Source organism: Flavobacterium sp., assembly GCF_036405015.1.
GTDB lineage: Bacteria > Bacteroidota > Bacteroidia > Flavobacteriales > Flavobacteriaceae > Flavobacterium.
Window position 1 is genome coordinate 1 of the sequence record NZ_DASWYK010000091.1, and the last position, 16,038, is coordinate 16,038.

Below are 16,038 nucleotides of genomic sequence, written 5' to 3' on the forward strand. Positions count from 1 at the left end.
AAAAAAGTGCAAAAGCCAATGCAAATGCGATTTGGGTAATTTTTTTCATAAATTATTGGTTTTATAGTTATTTTTTAACTCAAACATAACTAATTTACAACATAAAAACAACATTGAATTACGAAAAATCACTATATAATTATTTGAATACAAATCATTTATACTCAAAAAACATATTTTTTTGTAGGAATAGAAAAGTAAATTTCACACTTAACTTTCAACCATAAATACAAAAAAGTCTCTCTAAATTAAAACTTAAAGAGACTTTCAATATGTAAGAATTAAACTGGTTTATTTTTTAAATAAATCTCATACTTTATTTCAAAAAATCTTTAAGAGATTCTCCTGTTAGTACTTCCTTATCAAAAACAGTATTGTCATCTGCTAAAAAATAAACATCAAATTGTACACCTTCTTCAATTAATTGTCTTGGAATCTCATCTTTTTCAATCATCAATTTGATTAATTTAGGAAAAGAAACAACCGCAGCTGCTTTATTCGTTTCGTTTTGTTCTAAATTGGTTTCAAATCGCAACTCAATTTTATCATCATTGATATAACCTCTTGCTGTTGTAAGCGTTACATCATCTGCTCTAAAACTTGGTGCAATCGTTTTATTATATGTCACAACATATTCCTGAAGTTTCTGTTTGGTATTTTTACAGCTAGCAAGCAGCAATACCATCATTATTGCAAATGCAAATTGGCTTATTTTCTTGATCATAACTTTTCTATTTTAATTTTTGAAGTCTTAATAATGCCTCAAGATAGTAATAATCTGCGTAATTTATAGAACAATCGATCTCACTATTTGCAGGTTTATGTCCTGTGGAGTGCAATAAAAATGCTGAATTCACATTGTGGCTTTGGTAATCATTTGAAAGTGATGCAATCATTTTTTTAGCTTTCGCTAAATATTCAGCTTTCAAATTCTTGTCTTTGGCATAAGAACTTAACTCTAAAAGTGCTGAAGAAACAATTGCAGCAGCCGAAGCATCTCTTGGTTCATTTGGAATATTTGGCGCATTAAAATCCCAATACGGAATTAAATCTTCTGTCGTTAATTTATCCAAATAAACACGAGCTACTTTATGTGCAAAATCTAAAAACTTAACATCCTTAGTTTCTCTGTAAGTCATTGTAAAACCATAAATAGCCCAAGCTTGACCGCGTGCCCACATACTGTCGTCACTGTATCCTTGAGCCGTTCTTCCTTTAATCTTTTTTCCAGTTTCATAATCATAAATGATAACGTGATACGAAGTATTATCTGGTCTAAAATGATTGGCCATTGTCGTCTCGGCATGCTTTACAGCAATATTGTATAATTTTTTACTTCCTCCGTTTTTAGAAGCCCAAAACAACAATTCCAAATTCATCATGTTGTCAATAATAGTATTATGACCGCCCATTTTATTATGAGGCCATGATTGAATTGTTCCCACTTTAGGATTAAAAAGTGTCGCCAATATGTCAGCAGTTTTTAGAATGATTTCTTTGTATTCTGGATTTTTAGTCAATCGATATCCGTTTCCGAAACTATTAAAAATCTGAAACCCCAAATCGTGATCTCCTGCTTTGCTGACAGATAAAGGCGTTAAAAAACGACTGAATTTATCGGCTTCTTTTTCCCATTTTTTATCTTTGGTTGCTTCGTATAAAAACCATAGCTCTCCAGGCCAGAATCCGCTTGTCCAATCTTTGTAGCCAACAAATTTCCAATCTTTACTTCCGTTCGGAACTGTTCGCGGAGAAGTTCCGTCATTCGGAATCACTTTTAGCGTTTTTGAAGCTTGTTCAGCGCAATAATCCAATTGCTTTTTAATATTAAATGAATTCTCTTTTTGAGAATATCCCTGATTTCCTAAGAGAAATAAAGTGGTTAAAATGATAAAAAACTTTGACTTCATGTGGTTATTTTGATAGATAGTTAATTGAATTGATAAATTTATAAAATAAAGTAAATGCTTTTAGATCTTTGTATTTTTGTCTTACTAAATCTATACAATTAATATCATAAATTCGTTTTGAAAAAAGCCAGAACCTACTACTTTCTCACTTTTCTAAGTATTATTGCTCTCGGAATTCTTTCTAGAAAAATTGCATTTATCCCGTTATGGATTGGCGACTTTCTTTATGCAGTAATGATTTATTTTCTGGTTCGAATATTTCTTCCATTCAAAAAAGCATTTTCAATTTTTCTTCTTTCCTTATTTATTTGTTACTGCATTGAATTTCTTCAGCTCTATCAAGCAGAATGGATGATTGAATTAAGGAAAACTCTTTTTGGAAGATATGTTTTAGGTCAGGGATTTTTATGGTCCGATATTTTGGCTTACACTTTTGGAGCTTCTTTTGCTTTTATTCTAGAAAAAAGTATTCTAAATGTTTTCAATCAAAAGTCTGAGTGATTTTTTCAATATTTAAACTATTTGCCATTGCCATAAAAATTTGGTAATAAGTTCCCTTATTATCGTACAATTCATCGTGAGTTCCTTTTTCGACGCATTTCCCTTTTTCTAAAACAATAATATTAGAAGCATCAATAATTTGAGAAATACTGTGCGATATTATAATCACTGTTCGATCTTTTTTGATTGCATCCAGAGATTTTTTAATCTGTTCGGTTGCAATGGCATCTAAACTTGCTGTTGGCTCGTCCAGAAATATAATTGGAGGATTTTTAAGAAAAAGCCTTGCAATCGCAATTCGCTGCTGCTGACCACCCGAAAGCAAATGTGCATCAGAATCGTAACCTTTTGGGAGCTGTATCACCTGTTCGTGAATATAAGCTTGTTTTGCTGCTTCAACAACCTCTTCTTGAGAAGCTTCGGGATTTCCGTATAAAATATTCTCAGCAATTGTTCCTTTAAAAATATGATTCTTCTGCAAAACCAAACCAATGTTTTTACGTAGGAAATCGGTATTGTAATCTGTTAAATCAATTCCGTCTAAAAAGATTTGCCCTGATGATGGTAGATAAAATTTATCCAATAAATTGATAATCGTACTTTTTCCCGCACCGCTTAATCCTACCAATGCAGAGGTTTCGTTAGGTTTTACGGTAAAATTAATATCATAAAGCGCTTGCGTTCCGTTTGGATAAATAAAATCTACGTTTTTAACTTCAATTAACCCAACAATTTTTTCCGGAATATAATTGCCACTGGTTTCTACTTCCTGTTCTGATTCTAAAATATCGAAAAATCCTTCTGAATAAATCAAAGCATCGTTTACTTCATCATAAATTCTGTGCAACTGTCGAATTGGAGACGAAACATTATTAAAAAGCATGATATGAAACATAATCGCTCCAATGGTCATTTGATTATTCAAAACAAAATAAGCCGTCAAAATGATAATAATTACGACTCCAATTTGTTCTACAAAACTTTTAATACTTTCAAAAATAAAGCTGGTTTTTCTGGTTTCCAGCTGATTTTCGGTCATTTCAAACTGAATCTTTTCATGACGATCAGCTTCTGTTGATTCGCGGACAAAAGATTTAATCACCGTTATAGATTCGATTAAACTGATGATTCCGTTATTTTTAGTTTCGCGATAATTACGCATTCTTCTTCTAAAACCGCTTAGTTTTGTTGCCTGCAATTGACTGATATAAAAGTAAATCGGAATAATACATAAACTCACCAAACCAACATAAACATTAGCATAAAACATGATGACTAAAGCGACAAAGGCATTAGCAAACAAAGGCAGAATGTCTATAAAAAAGTTCTGAACCAATCTGGTTAAACTGCTAATTCCGGCATCAATTCTGGTTTGAAGTTTTCCGCTTTCATTTTCATCAGAGGTATAAAATTCCATTCTATAGCTCAGAATTTTTTCTACAATAGTTTGAGAAATATCGCGAGTAATGAAAATACGAAGTTTTTCTCCGTAAAATTTTTGTCCAAACTGCACAACTGAATTCACCAATTCTTTCGTTAACAACACTATACTAATGATTCCCAACAAATGAAATCCTTTAGACAATGGTTCGTGGGCTACCATTAGATTATTTATGGTATCTACAGTATATTTTAAGATTACAGCATTTACTTGTGCCGCAAAAGAACCTAAAAAAGTGAGCAGTAGAGTTGCAATTACCATTTTTCTATACGGTTTTACAAAAGGCAGAATCTTTTTATATAGTACCGATAATTGCATTTATTTTTAATTTTAAGCTTTATATCAAATATAAGAATTCTAAATTTGTGTTGAAAATCATTTAAAAACTTTACTTCTATGAAACTCGTTTTCGCTTCAAACAACAAAAATAAAATTGCCGAAATACAAAGCATGCTCCCAGAAAGCATTGAAATATTAAGTTTAGAAGATATTAATTGTTTAGAAGATATTCCTGAAACAGCCGACACCATTGAAGGAAATGCTATTTTGAAAGCAGATTATGTAACTCAAAAATATGGTTATGATTGTTTTGCAGATGATACTGGCTTAGAAGTACAGGCCCTAAATGGCGAACCAGGAGTTTATTCTGCCCGTTACGCTGGCGAACAGAAAAATGCCGATGACAACATGAATAAGCTTTTGAATGCATTAGAAAATAATGAAAATAGAAGCGCTCAGTTCAAGACCGTGATCACTTTAAATCTTGAAGGCAAACAATATTTATTTACAGGAATCGTTAAAGGAAATATCACTTCAGAAAAATTGGGAACAAATGGTTTTGGATATGATCCAATTTTTCAACCTGAAAATTATGATGAAACCTTTGCCCAACTGCCATTAGATACTAAAAACACTATTGGTCACCGCGGAAAAGCAGTCAAGCAACTGATTGATTTTCTGAACACCACAAAATAATTGTTTAAAATACAACATTTTAAGGCCTAAATTTTACATTTCACGACGTGTTTTTTAGGCAATTTCTCATTTTTGCTTAAAAAATAATTTTAATAAAAGTGTAACTTTTTGATAATCAATTCTTAACAAATACATAATTCTTAAAATTGCATTAGTTTATCTGAATAATTAACAGTAATTTTGCACCCTATTTTAAAACACATATGAATAAATTTGAACAATTAGGATTGAATGAATCGTTACTGAAGGCGATTTTAGATCTAGGATTTGAAAATCCGTCAGAGGTACAGGAAAAGGCGATTCCCCTATTATTGGAAAAAGACACGGATATGGTTGCGTTGGCTCAAACAGGGACAGGGAAAACGGCAGCTTTCGGTTTTCCGCTAATTCAAAAAATTGATGCTGACAACAGAAATACACAGGCATTAGTTTTATCGCCAACACGCGAGTTATGTTTACAGATTACTAACGAACTTAAAAACTACTCTAAATACGAAAAAGGTATTAATGTGGTAGCAGTTTACGGAGGAGCTAGTATAACAGAGCAAGCAAGAGAAGTAAAAAGAGGAGCACAAATCATTGTGGCTACTCCAGGTAGAATGCAAGACATGATTAACAGAGGTTTAGTAAACATTAAAAACATAGATTACTGCGTTTTGGATGAGGCTGACGAAATGTTAAACATGGGATTCTATGATGACATCGTATCTATTTTATCAGATACTCCAGATGAAAAAAGCACATGGTTGTTTTCTGCAACTATGCCACAAGAGGTTGCTAGAATTGCAAAACAATTTATGAGCGAACCTTTAGAAATTACTGTAGGAACTAAAAACTCTGGTTCATCTACAGTTTCTCACGAATTTTATTTAGTTAATGCTCGTGACCGTTACGAAGCTTTAAAACGTTTAGCTGATGCTAATCCAGATATTTTCTCTGTAGTTTTCTGTCGTACAAAAAGAGATACTCAGGCTATTGCTGAGAAGTTAATTGAGGATGGATATAGCGCTGCTGCGTTACACGGAGATTTATCTCAAGCACAACGTGATGGTGTAATGAAATCTTTCCGTGGAAGACAAATTCAGATGCTTGTTGCTACTGACGTTGCTGCACGTGGTATTGACGTTGACAACGTAACTCACGTTGTAAACTACCAATTACCTGATGAAATTGAAACTTACAACCACCGTTCTGGTCGTACAGGTAGAGCTGGAAAATTAGGTACTTCTATTGTAATTGTTACAAAAAGTGAATTACGTAAAATTTCTTCTATCGAGAGAATCATTAAACAAAAATTCGAAGAGAAATCTATTCCATCTGGAATTGAAATCTGCGAAATTCAATTATTACACTTAGCAAACAAGATTAAAGATACTGAGGTTGATCACGAAATTGACAACTATTTACCAGCAATCAACAATGTTCTTGAAGATTTATCTAAAGAAGAATTGATTAAGAAAATGGTTTCAGTAGAATTTAACCGTTTCATTGCTTACTACAAAAAGAACAGAGATATTTCTGTATCTGGTGGTGAAAGACGTGAAAGAGGTGATTCTGAGCCAAGAGAATTCAACAATAACGGAGCAGTTCGTTATTTCGTGAATATCGGTTCAAGAGACAACTTCGACTGGATGTCATTAAAAGATTACTTAAAAGAAACTTTAGACTTAGGTCGTGATGATATCTTTAAAGTAGATGTAAAAGAAGGATTCTCTTTCTTTAATACAGATCCACAGCATACTGACAAAGTAATGGACGTTTTAAACAACGTACAATTAGAAGGTCGTCGTATCAATGTTGAGATTTCTAAAAACGATGGTGGCGGAAGACGTGACCACAACAACCGTGGTGGAAGACGTGATTCTAACAGAAGAGATGGAAACTTCGCTCCAAGACGTGAAGGCGGATTCAGAAGTGATAGAAATTCTTCTAGAGACGGTGGATCTCGTGACGGAGGTTTCAGAAGCGACAGAAATTCATCTTCAAGAAGAGAAGGTGGTTTTAGAAGTTCTGCTCCAAGAAGCGAAAATGGCGGTTCAGACAGAACTCCAAGACGTTCAGAAAACTTCGGAGACAACTCAAGACCAAGAAGATCAAGAAAAGACTAATCATTTAAGATCTTAAAATACAAATCCCAAATTCCAATTTTGCATGGAATTTGGGATTTTTTCTTATATCTAATAATCTTCTCAGTGTCTTTGTTAATTTTCTTATAATTAAATTCCAAGACTATGAGATATTTAATCCCGATTTACTACTTTTAGTGCTTTAAATCAGGATATGAAATATTTCGCAGTTTTCTTTTTTACACTCCTAGCTAACTTTGGTTTTGCGCAAGATACGCAGTCAACAGTTCCTCAAAGAGTTTCAGGTTACATTCTTAACGACAACAGCAAACAACCTCTTGCAGGTGTAAACGTTATCAATACCAACAAAGTTCGTGGTGCAAAATCTGATGAAAAAGGGTATTTTGAAATTGACGTTCAAGTTAATGATACTTTGCACTTTTCTATTCTTGGTTTTCAATCTTTACGAATCAGAGTTACAAATGACTGGATTAAAAACAAAGTAACAAGAATTCAACTTACTGAAAAAGCAATCGCTTTGGAAGAAGTAGTTATTGCTCCGTTTACTTTAACAGGATACCTGGAAATTGACTCCAAATTAATTCCAACAAAAGAAAACTACCGTTATAGCATTTCCGGACTTACACAAGGTTACGAAGCGGGAGAATATGCACCAAACGCTTTCGGAAAGGTTTTAGGATCGATCTTTAACCCCGCCGATATGCTTTATAATTTCTTCGGAAAAAATGGTAAAGAGCTCAAGAAATTGAAAGAAATGAAGAAAGACGACACCGTTCGAACGCTTTTAGAATCTAAATACGATCGCGAAACAGTTGCCGTATTACTCGGAATAAGCAAAGACGAAATCCCAGAAATTATGCATCGTTGCAACTATTCTGATTCTTTCATTCAAACCGCAAATGATTTGCAAATTATGGATGCCATCAGTGCTTGTTACGAACAGTATAAAGTTTTAAAACGAAATTAATTTTACGATATACAAAAATCCCCAATTTTACACAAATTGGGGATTTTTTTTAGCATCAGTTTATGGTCACAGTTTTCAGTCTGTTAAAACTGAAAACTGTGACTGAAAACTATTTAACCGGTATATTAGAAAGAATTTCCAATACAAATTTCCAATATTTTTGAGCAGAAGAAATACTTGCTCTTTCGTCAGGAGAGTGTGCTCCATGAATTGTTGGACCAAAAGAAATCATATCCATATCTGGGTAATTTGTTCCTAAAATCCCACATTCCAGACCTGCGTGGCAAGCTACAACTTTTGGCTGTTCACCATTTTGTTTTTCGTAGATTTCTTTTAAAATTTCCAAAATTTCAGAATTTACATTTGGCGTCCATCCTGGATAAGAACCAGAAAGTTCTACCTCACAACCTACTAATTCAAAAGCAGAACGTAAAGAATTAGCCAAATCAAATTTAGAAGATTCTACAGAAGAACGCGTCAAGCATCCAACTAAGATTTCTCCGTCTTTAATTACAACACGAGCAATATTATTAGAAGTTTCAACCAAATCAGCCATGTCTGCACTCATTTTGTAAACTCCATTTTGAGCGGCGTAAATAGCTCTGATAATACCTTCTTGAACTCCTAAATCCATCACTTTTTCAGGCAAATCACCTTTTACAATTTCAATAGTTAAATTCGGCTCAGTTGTTTTGTATTCTGCTTTGATATCAGCAATGATTTCCTGCATATCATAAACATAAGCTTCATCAAACATTTGAGAAATAATTACTTTCGCAACACTTTCTCTCGGAATTGCATTTCTCAAACTTCCTCCATTTACTTCAACAATTTGTAAACCAAAGTTTTCAAATGCATCAAACAATAAACGGTTCATGATTTTATTAGCATTTCCTAAACCTTTATGAATATCCATTCCAGAATGCCCTCCATTTAAGCCTTTTACTGTAATCGTATATCCAACAGAACCTTCTGGAACTTCTTCTTCATGATACGTTCTAGTTGCTGTTACATCAATTCCACCAGCACATCCAATATCAATTTCGTCGTCTTCTTCCGTATCTAGATTCAATAAAATCTGACCTTGTAAAATTCCTCCTTTAAGGTTTAAAGCTCCAGTCATTCCCGTTTCTTCATCAACAGTGAACAAAGCCTCAATTGCTGGATGCGGAATATCTTTGCTTTCTAAAACAGCCATAATTGTAGCTACTCCTAAACCGTTATCAGCTCCAAGTGTCGTACCACGAGCACGAACCCAGTCGCCATCTACATACATATCGATTCCTTGCGAATCAAAATCAAAAACAGTATCTGCATTTTTTTGGTGCACCATATCTAAATGCCCTTGCATTACGATTGGTTTACGATTTTCCATCCCTGGAGTGGCAGGCTTTCTGATGATTACGTTTCTGATTTCGTCTTCAAAAGTCTCTAAACCTAAGCTGTTTCCAAAGTTTTTCATAAACTCAATTACACGCTCTTCTTTCTTAGACGGACGCGGCACTTCATTTAAATCTGCGAATTTATTCCAAAGTGCTTTTGGCTCCAGATTTCTTATTTCTTGACTCATTATATTTTGTTTGAATTATTTCGGATATTTTGAAGGATTTAATGATGTATTGAAAACAGATAATATGTAAATGGTTTTCAAGTTTTCATCAATAAAATAAAAAATGATAAAAGGAAATTTTTTAATAGGTAAGCCGTGATAATCCTTATATCTGATTTGGAAGAAAGGATTTTTAGTTAACCTTTCTATATTTTCATCGATTGTCTGATAAAAATATTCACCTAATCCAGTTTGCTTAGATTCATAATAATCAATAGCATCCTGAATATCACGAATTGCTCTCGGCTCAATAACAAGATCAAAAATCATTTTTCAGTTTTAAAAGAAAACTGTTTTTTTGCCTCATTCCAAGGAACAAAATTTTCTACTTTTGAAGTCAATCTTCTTTCGTCTAATAAATTTTTCATTTCGTCAGACACAGAAAAATCATTAATTACCGTTTCGTAATTAAATTTCTCTATAAGCTTCATAAAGAATGTTAATTCTTCATCTGGAATATTTAAAGTAATTTGTGTCATTTTCTCCCTATTCATGAACAACAAATTTACAAAAAATAACACAAAATAGTATTTAATTATTATTTTTATAAAAAACACATCATCAGTGAAAAAAAAATACATTTTACCTTTATTTCTTATAGTTCAAATTATTTTTTATAAAACCCTACCCTACTTTCCAGATTTTGTAGAAGGCTTTTACAGCAAAAATTTGTTCGTTCGGATTTCTAATTTTTCAAGAACGGTTTTGGGTAAAATTCCGTTTTCTATTGGGGATATTATTTATGCACTTTTACTGATTTCTATAATCAGCTGGTTTTGGAAAATCAGAAAAACATGGAAAACAGAATGGAAAGATCACCTCTTGACTATCTTAGGAAAAATCTCTGTTTTTTATTTTTTCTTCCATCTGCTTTGGGCTTTCAACTATTATCGCAAACCTCTTTTTGAAAAAATGGAAATCAAAAGAGAATATACCGATGCCGATCTTTTGGCTTTTACTAAAAGATTAATCGATAAAACGAATGAAGTTCAGTTTCAAATTACAAAAAATGATAGTGCTAAAGTTGTTTTTCCATATTCGCAAAAAGAATCGTTTCAAATGATTTTAAATGGTTATGATAATTTAGCCAAAGAACATCCTTATTTCAAATACAAAACGTTAAGCGTAAAAAATTCACTATTCAGCCTTCCTCTTACTTATATGGGTTTTGGAGGTTATTTGAATCCATTTACAAATGAAGCTCAGCTTAACGATTTGTTGCCAATGTATAATTTCCCTCTGACTACATCGCATGAAATGGCACATCAGATTGGCTTTGCAAGTGAAAGTGAATGTAATTTTATTGGCGTATTGGCTTCTGTTAAAAACGAAAACCTTTATTATCAATATTCCGGATATAGTTTTACTTTACGCTATTGTTTAGGAATCTGGAAATTTAAAAACGAAAAGATATTTGACCAGTTAAACAAAACTGTTCATGTTGGCATTCTGAAAAACTATCAGGAAAGTGAGAATTTCCGGAAAAAATATGACACTTTTATAGATGAAGGTTTTCATTTTCTGTGGGACAATTTCTTAAAAACAAACAATCAAAAAGACGGAATGGAAAGTTACAGTAAGTTCATCGATTTGATGATTAATTATTATAAAACGAGAAAATTTTGATCCAACTGTAACAAAAATGATTTCATAACTACTAACACTTATATGAGCGAAAATCTAGAACAGTCATTTGTTGCGCAATTGCAGGCAAATCAGAATATAATCCACAAAATTTGTAGATTATATACTGCTGGCGAAGATGCTCATAAAGATTTATTTCAAGAAATTACTATTCAACTTTGGAAAGCTTATCCAAAATTTAGAGGAGACAGTAAATTTTCTACCTGGACGTATCGCGTGGCTTTAAATACCGCAATTACGTTATACCGCAAAACCAAAAGGACTATTTCTACCGTAGATTATGAAAACCATCAGCATTTTGTAAAGGATGTCGATTACAATTACGAAGAAGAAGAACAGATAAAATTGATGTACAAAGCCGTTTACCAACTCAATGACATCGAAAAAGCATTAGTTTTTATGTATTTAGAAGACAAAGATTATCAAGAAATAGCTGAAACCCTAGGAATCAGCGAAGTGAATGCGCGCGTGAAAATGAACAGAATTAAGGGGAAACTTAAAAAAATACTAAATCCTTAAAAATTATTATGAAAGAACTGGATTTACTAAAAAAAGACTGGCAAAAGAACTCAGGTTCTTTTCAACAAATTTCTGAAACTGAAATCTATAAGATGATTCACAGAAAATCATCTTCTATTGTAAAATGGATTTTAATTATCAGTATTTTGGAGATTTCGTTTTGGACTTTTTCAAATATATTTATTAATACCGATGATGTGTTACGAAAAATGAATCATCCGGAAATCGTAACGGCTTTAAACTTTTTAACCTATTTCAATTACATTGTAGTTTTAATATTTGTTTTCATTTTCTATAAAAATTACAAAACAATTTCGACCACGATAGCAACCAAATCTTTAATGAGCGCTATTTTAAAGACGAGAAAAACTGTACAATATTATGTTTGGTACAATTTAGGAATGATTGTAATAACAGCCATTTTGAGCTTCTTTATCGCTTTTGTTTACAATCCAGATATGGAATTTCTTAGAGATAAATTAGCTATGAACGGAAAAGCCATGTTTGTTACTATAGGCATTTTATTTCTGGTAATTTTAGGCTTCTTTGGATTGTTCTGGTGTTTCTACAGAGTGATTTACGGAACTCTTTTAAGAAGATTGTATGCGAATTATAAAGAGCTGAAAAAGATAGATTTTTAGTTAAGGTGCTTTTTTTGAGACACAAAGGTACAGAGACTCAAAGGCTCAAAGGTTTTCAACTTGAAACAAAAAGCTTAATACTCCCACTGTCTCAATCTGTTCAATTCTTCTTGTGCTTTGATTTCTTCAGCCGGAATCACTTTTAAGAATGATGGATGTTGTTCAATCGCGTATTCTACTTTTTCTACGATTTCGTCAATTGTATCATTTTCATAATCAATATCAAGAGGTTCTTTAATGATAAAGGATTGAAGAATACCTTTCTTTTTCATTCGAAGTCCTTTCTTATCGAAAGATCTTCTAAAACCGTCAATTACTATCGGAATTACAATTGGTTTATGCTGTTTAATGATATGAGCGGTTCCTTTACGAACAGGTTTAAAAGATTTTGTAGTTCCTTGCGGAAAAGTAATTACCCATCCGTCTGCTAGGGCTATTTTGATATTTTCAGTATCGTTTGGATTTACTTCGCGTTTTTCGGTAACGTCGACACCTTTTGCTCGCCAGGTTCTTTCAACAGTAATTGCACCCACATAAGCTAAAATTCTCGGCAATAATCCGGCTTGCATGGTTTCTTTTGCAGCAACATAATAAATATTCATTTTTGGCTGCCACAAATATCCGATGTTCTTAATAGTGTCCTGACGTCCGCTTAAACTTGCGTTAAACACATGAAACATCGCCACAACATCTGCAAAATAAGTTTGGTGATTCGAAATAAACAAAACATTAGTATCTGGAAGTGTTTTAATAATTTCAGATCCTTCAATCTGCAATTCGTTAAAACCTCTATATCTTCTGTGCGTCATAGCACCCAAGACACGGATTAACCATTTCTTGATGAATAATATATGCCCAAAAGGATTTCGTTTAAACAATCCCATAACTACTTTTTCTTGATTTTTTGTTAGTTCGCAAACATACAAAAATTATTCTTTCAGCAACACTTTTAAACTTTTTCCACAATTAACAGTTATTCAAATGAATATCAAATTGTTAAATAATCATTTCTAAATTTCATTAGCAAAAGTCACCTTCAACACATCTCTCAATTCACTCAAAATCATTGCTGTTGCTCCCCAAACTACATGATTTTGAATATTAAATGCTGGAACCAGAATATTAGCACCATAAGAAGTTGACAATCTGGCTTCAATAATTATTTCGTCATTCAAAAAAACCGATAATGGAAGTTCAATAATTCCAGCAACTTCTCTAATATCGGGATAAAAAGAAAGTTCTTCTTTTGCAATTCCTAAAAACGGATGCACCAAGAAATTACTTGGTGGAATATACATAGGAGAAAATTTTTTAATGATTTCTATTTTCTCTCTTTCAATTCCTATTTCTTCATGAGTCTCTCTAAGAGCCGTATTTTCAAAATTAAAATCATCCTTCTCAATCTTACCTCCTGGAAAAGCGATTTGTGCTGAGTGAACCCCTTCGTAGGTATTTCGAACAATCAAAACTAGATGTGTTTTTTCTTGTTTGGGATAAAACAACATCATAACTCCTGCCATTCTAGGATTTAATGCGTCTATATCAAGATTTTTTAAACCTTCAATACGTTCTTTTGGAGCCATTTTCAAATGTGATTCTACTGCTGGCAGTTTTACTGGAATTATATTGGGAACATATTTCAAAAAATCTTGAAAATTCATAATCAAACCTTATTTTTGTACTTTCAAATAAAACATAAATATACTCCAGAAAACGCAGTACCACAAGTTTTCTGGAATTAAAGCCTTAAAAAATGTACAGCAGAGAAGAATCACAAAGAATTAAAAGAGAATTTTGGGTAGCTTTTGCCGAAAAGTATCCAAGAAAATGGGTTCTTTATGATACTAAAATCAAAGATTTTTCTTTTAAGTTTTTTGTTGACAATAAAAAAGCACAGGTTTTAATTGACATTGAACAAAGAAGCGATGAAAAACGGATTGCTTATTTTGAAAAATTAGAAGCATTAAAAAATATCCTAGAAGAAGAATTTATCAAAGATTTGGTTTTCGAAAAAAACTACACTCTCGAAAGCGGCAAAACCATAAGCAGAATCTGGGTTGAAAAACTTGGTGTCGGTTTTAGCAACAGAAATAACTGGGACACAATTTTTGATTTCTTCAATGAAAAAATGCATGCACTGGAAATGTTCTATTTAGAATATGATGAGTTTATTAAGGATATAGATGTTTTGTAAAAGGTCCTGAGATACTAAGGCGCTAAGGTCCCGAGTTACTATCCTGAGTTACTAAGATTCTAAACTCTTTTATATAGCAAACCCGACAGGTTTAAAAAACTGTCGGGTTTATTATTTTATTTAAGTGTCAATTTATAGCTCTTAGCACCTTAGAACCCCGGCTCGTTTATTTACACTGTAAAAATATTGTAAACTATAATATGATCGTCGTAATTAATATAAAGCTGTTTACGGAAATCCTGTTTTTTACGTGTTATAATAGAAAGTTTACATTCTCGACCATCGTTATCTTTACACATGAAAGAATAAACAATATCAGTGTCATTTTCTTCTCGTTCAATATAATTTAAAATATTAAAAAGCTGAATTTCTTGTGAATACACCACAATTCTATGTTTATTGGTATCTAAAACGACGGAAAGATTTACCAAATCTAAATTGGACCATTCGCCCCATTTCCCTCTCTGATTTTTTTCTAAAACACTAAATCCAGATGTTTTAAAGTGATAAGTCTGACTCTGAACTTGTTGCAATCCAAAAGTTAAAAACAGTAGTATTATGTAGGTGCGTAGGGAATTCATAAATTATTTCTTGCTGTATTTAAAATTCAAATGTAGCCTTTTCTTTGATTGCGGCTTCAAATTCGGAGATCATTTGTTTGACAATTTTTTCGACCGGCAAAATTTCATGAATCAATCCTGCAATTTGGCCGATCTCTAATTCGCCTTCTTCCAAATCTCCTTCAAACATTCCTTTTTTGGCTCTTGCTCTTCCTAAAAGTTGTAGTAAATCTTCTTTAGATGGACATTTTTCATATAAAGCCTGAATATCATTAAAAAATTTGTTTTTTACCAATCTAACAGGCGCTAACTCCTTCAATGTCAACTGAGTTCCTCCTTCTTTAGTATTAACTATCGTTTCTTTAAAATTATTGTGTGCAGAAGATTCTAGAGAAGCTGCAAAACGACTTCCAACTTGAACTCCATCAGCACCAAGAATCATTGCGGCAAGCATTCCTCTTCCTGTCGCAATTCCACCAGCGGCAATTAACGGAATCTGAATTTTTTCTTTGACCATCGGAATCAAAGTCAGTGTAGTGGTTTCTTCTCGTCCGTTATGTCCTCCTGCTTCAAAACCTTCAGCTACAACAGCGTCAACGCCTGCTTCCTGTGCTTTTAAAGCAAAAACAGAACTGCTCACAACATGCACAACCGTAATTCCTTTTTCTTTTAAAAATGAAGTCCATGTTTTAGGATTTCCTGCAGAAGTAAAAACTATTTTTACGCCTTCTTCGACAACAATATTCATAATCTCCTCAATATTCGGATACAACATCGGAATATTAACACCAAAAGGTTTATCGGTTGCTTTTTTGCATTTTTGAATGTGTTCTCTTAAAACTTCCGGATACATAGAACCTGCTCCAATAAGTCCTAAACCTCCAGCATTACTAACCGCCGAAGCTAATTTGTAACCACTGTTCCAGATCATTCCGCCTTGAACGATTGGATATTTTACATTGAAAAGTTGCGTGATTTTATTCATTAAGA

18 protein-coding genes are annotated in these 16,038 nt (G+C 32.8%); 8 read left to right on the top strand and 10 right to left on the bottom strand.

Annotation, left to right across the window (positions count from 1 at the left end):
* Window positions 1-316: 316 nt before the first annotated feature.
* Window positions 317-724: a hypothetical protein gene (locus tag VGE71_RS07425; RefSeq protein WP_331137758.1), complete on the bottom strand. Its 408-nt coding sequence runs from the start codon at window positions 722-724 to the stop codon at window positions 317-319.
* 7 nt (window positions 725-731) lie between these two features.
* Entirely contained in the window at window positions 732-1,910 is a 1,179-nt protein-coding gene (locus VGE71_RS07430) for a glycoside hydrolase family 88 protein (protein ID WP_331137759.1), read from the bottom strand.
* Between the two features lie 117 nt (window positions 1,911-2,027).
* Here VGE71_RS07430 and VGE71_RS07435 point away from each other — a divergent pair, with 117 nt between their 5' ends.
* The gene (locus VGE71_RS07435; RefSeq protein WP_331137760.1) at window positions 2,028-2,411 is read left to right on the top strand and encodes a DUF2809 domain-containing protein; all 384 of its coding nucleotides are present in this window, start codon (window positions 2,028-2,030) and stop codon (window positions 2,409-2,411) included.
* On the opposite strand, the gene VGE71_RS07440 is transcribed toward VGE71_RS07435, so the two are convergent.
* Window positions 2,392-4,170, bottom strand: coding sequence for an ABC transporter ATP-binding protein (locus VGE71_RS07440; protein ID WP_331137761.1), 1,779 nt, complete (start codon window positions 4,168-4,170; stop codon window positions 2,392-2,394). The genes VGE71_RS07435 and VGE71_RS07440 overlap by 20 nt on opposite strands.
* A 78-nt stretch (window positions 4,171-4,248) precedes the next feature.
* On the opposite strand from VGE71_RS07440, the gene VGE71_RS07445 reads away from it, so the two are divergent.
* The 3 genes from VGE71_RS07445 to VGE71_RS07455 all read left to right on the top strand — a co-directional run bounded on the left by VGE71_RS07445 (window position 4,249) and on the right by VGE71_RS07455 (window position 7,881).
* Window positions 4,249-4,827: a non-canonical purine NTP diphosphatase gene (locus VGE71_RS07445; RefSeq protein WP_331137762.1), complete on the top strand. Its 579-nt coding sequence runs from the start codon at window positions 4,249-4,251 to the stop codon at window positions 4,825-4,827.
* A 203-nt stretch (window positions 4,828-5,030) separates the two neighbouring features.
* A complete protein-coding gene (locus VGE71_RS07450) occupies window positions 5,031-6,935 on the top strand; it encodes a DEAD/DEAH box helicase (RefSeq protein ID WP_331137763.1) in 1,905 nt (634 codons plus the stop codon).
* A gap of 172 nt (window positions 6,936-7,107) precedes the next feature.
* On the top strand, window positions 7,108-7,881 hold the full coding sequence (locus tag VGE71_RS07455) for a carboxypeptidase-like regulatory domain-containing protein (protein ID WP_331137764.1): 774 nt from the start codon (window positions 7,108-7,110) through the stop codon (window positions 7,879-7,881).
* 109 nt (window positions 7,882-7,990) lie between these two features.
* Here the strand turns inward: VGE71_RS07455 and VGE71_RS07460 are convergent, their stop codons facing one another.
* Genes VGE71_RS07460 through VGE71_RS07470 form a run of 3 tightly spaced genes read right to left on the bottom strand, consistent with a single transcriptional unit; the run spans window position 7,991 to window position 9,984 of the window.
* Window positions 7,991-9,451 (bottom strand): aminoacyl-histidine dipeptidase, encoded by a 1,461-nt coding sequence (locus VGE71_RS07460; RefSeq protein ID WP_331137765.1) that lies wholly within the window; start codon window positions 9,449-9,451, stop codon window positions 7,991-7,993.
* Window positions 9,452-9,466: 15 nt separating this feature from the next.
* Window positions 9,467-9,760: a type II toxin-antitoxin system RelE/ParE family toxin gene (locus tag VGE71_RS07465; protein WP_331137766.1), complete on the bottom strand. Its 294-nt coding sequence runs from the start codon at window positions 9,758-9,760 to the stop codon at window positions 9,467-9,469.
* Complete coding sequence (locus tag VGE71_RS07470) at window positions 9,757-9,984, bottom strand: hypothetical protein (RefSeq protein WP_331137767.1); 228 nt, start codon at window positions 9,982-9,984, stop codon at window positions 9,757-9,759. The genes VGE71_RS07465 and VGE71_RS07470 overlap by 4 nt, the downstream gene beginning before the upstream one ends.
* Before the next feature lie 70 nt (window positions 9,985-10,054).
* Between VGE71_RS07470 and VGE71_RS07475 the strand changes: the two genes are divergently transcribed.
* Genes VGE71_RS07475 through VGE71_RS07485 form a run of 3 tightly spaced genes read left to right on the top strand, consistent with a single transcriptional unit; the run spans window position 10,055 to window position 12,294 of the window.
* Window positions 10,055-11,116, top strand: coding sequence for a DUF3810 domain-containing protein (locus VGE71_RS07475; RefSeq protein ID WP_331137768.1), 1,062 nt, complete (start codon window positions 10,055-10,057; stop codon window positions 11,114-11,116).
* A 42-nt stretch (window positions 11,117-11,158) separates the two neighbouring features.
* Window positions 11,159-11,653 carry an RNA polymerase sigma factor gene (locus tag VGE71_RS07480; RefSeq protein ID WP_008462500.1) on the top strand — a complete coding sequence of 165 codons (495 nt, stop codon included), beginning with the start codon at window positions 11,159-11,161 and terminating at the stop codon, window positions 11,651-11,653.
* A gap of 8 nt (window positions 11,654-11,661) precedes the next feature.
* Entirely contained in the window at window positions 11,662-12,294 is a 633-nt protein-coding gene (locus VGE71_RS07485; protein ID WP_331137769.1) for a hypothetical protein, read from the top strand.
* Between the two features lie 74 nt (window positions 12,295-12,368).
* On the opposite strand, the gene VGE71_RS07490 is transcribed toward VGE71_RS07485, so the two are convergent.
* On the bottom strand, window positions 12,369-13,178 hold the full coding sequence (locus tag VGE71_RS07490) for a lysophospholipid acyltransferase family protein (RefSeq protein ID WP_331137770.1): 810 nt from the start codon (window positions 13,176-13,178) through the stop codon (window positions 12,369-12,371).
* A gap of 126 nt (window positions 13,179-13,304) precedes the next feature.
* Window positions 13,305-13,955, bottom strand: coding sequence for a CoA pyrophosphatase (locus VGE71_RS07495; RefSeq protein ID WP_331137771.1), 651 nt, complete (start codon window positions 13,953-13,955; stop codon window positions 13,305-13,307).
* A 92-nt stretch (window positions 13,956-14,047) separates the two neighbouring features.
* Between VGE71_RS07495 and VGE71_RS07500 the strand changes: the two genes are divergently transcribed.
* Entirely contained in the window at window positions 14,048-14,488 is a 441-nt protein-coding gene (locus VGE71_RS07500; protein WP_144214693.1) for a DUF4268 domain-containing protein, read from the top strand.
* Window positions 14,489-14,658: 170 nt separating this feature from the next.
* Here the strand turns inward: VGE71_RS07500 and VGE71_RS07505 are convergent, their stop codons facing one another.
* The gene (locus VGE71_RS07505) at window positions 14,659-15,069 is read right to left on the bottom strand and encodes a hypothetical protein (protein WP_331137772.1); all 411 of its coding nucleotides are present in this window, start codon (window positions 15,067-15,069) and stop codon (window positions 14,659-14,661) included.
* Window positions 15,070-15,088: 19 nt separating this feature from the next.
* Window positions 15,089-16,033, bottom strand: coding sequence for an NAD(P)H-dependent flavin oxidoreductase (locus VGE71_RS07510; protein WP_331137773.1), 945 nt, complete (start codon window positions 16,031-16,033; stop codon window positions 15,089-15,091).
* Between the last annotated feature and the right edge of the window lie 5 nt (window positions 16,034-16,038).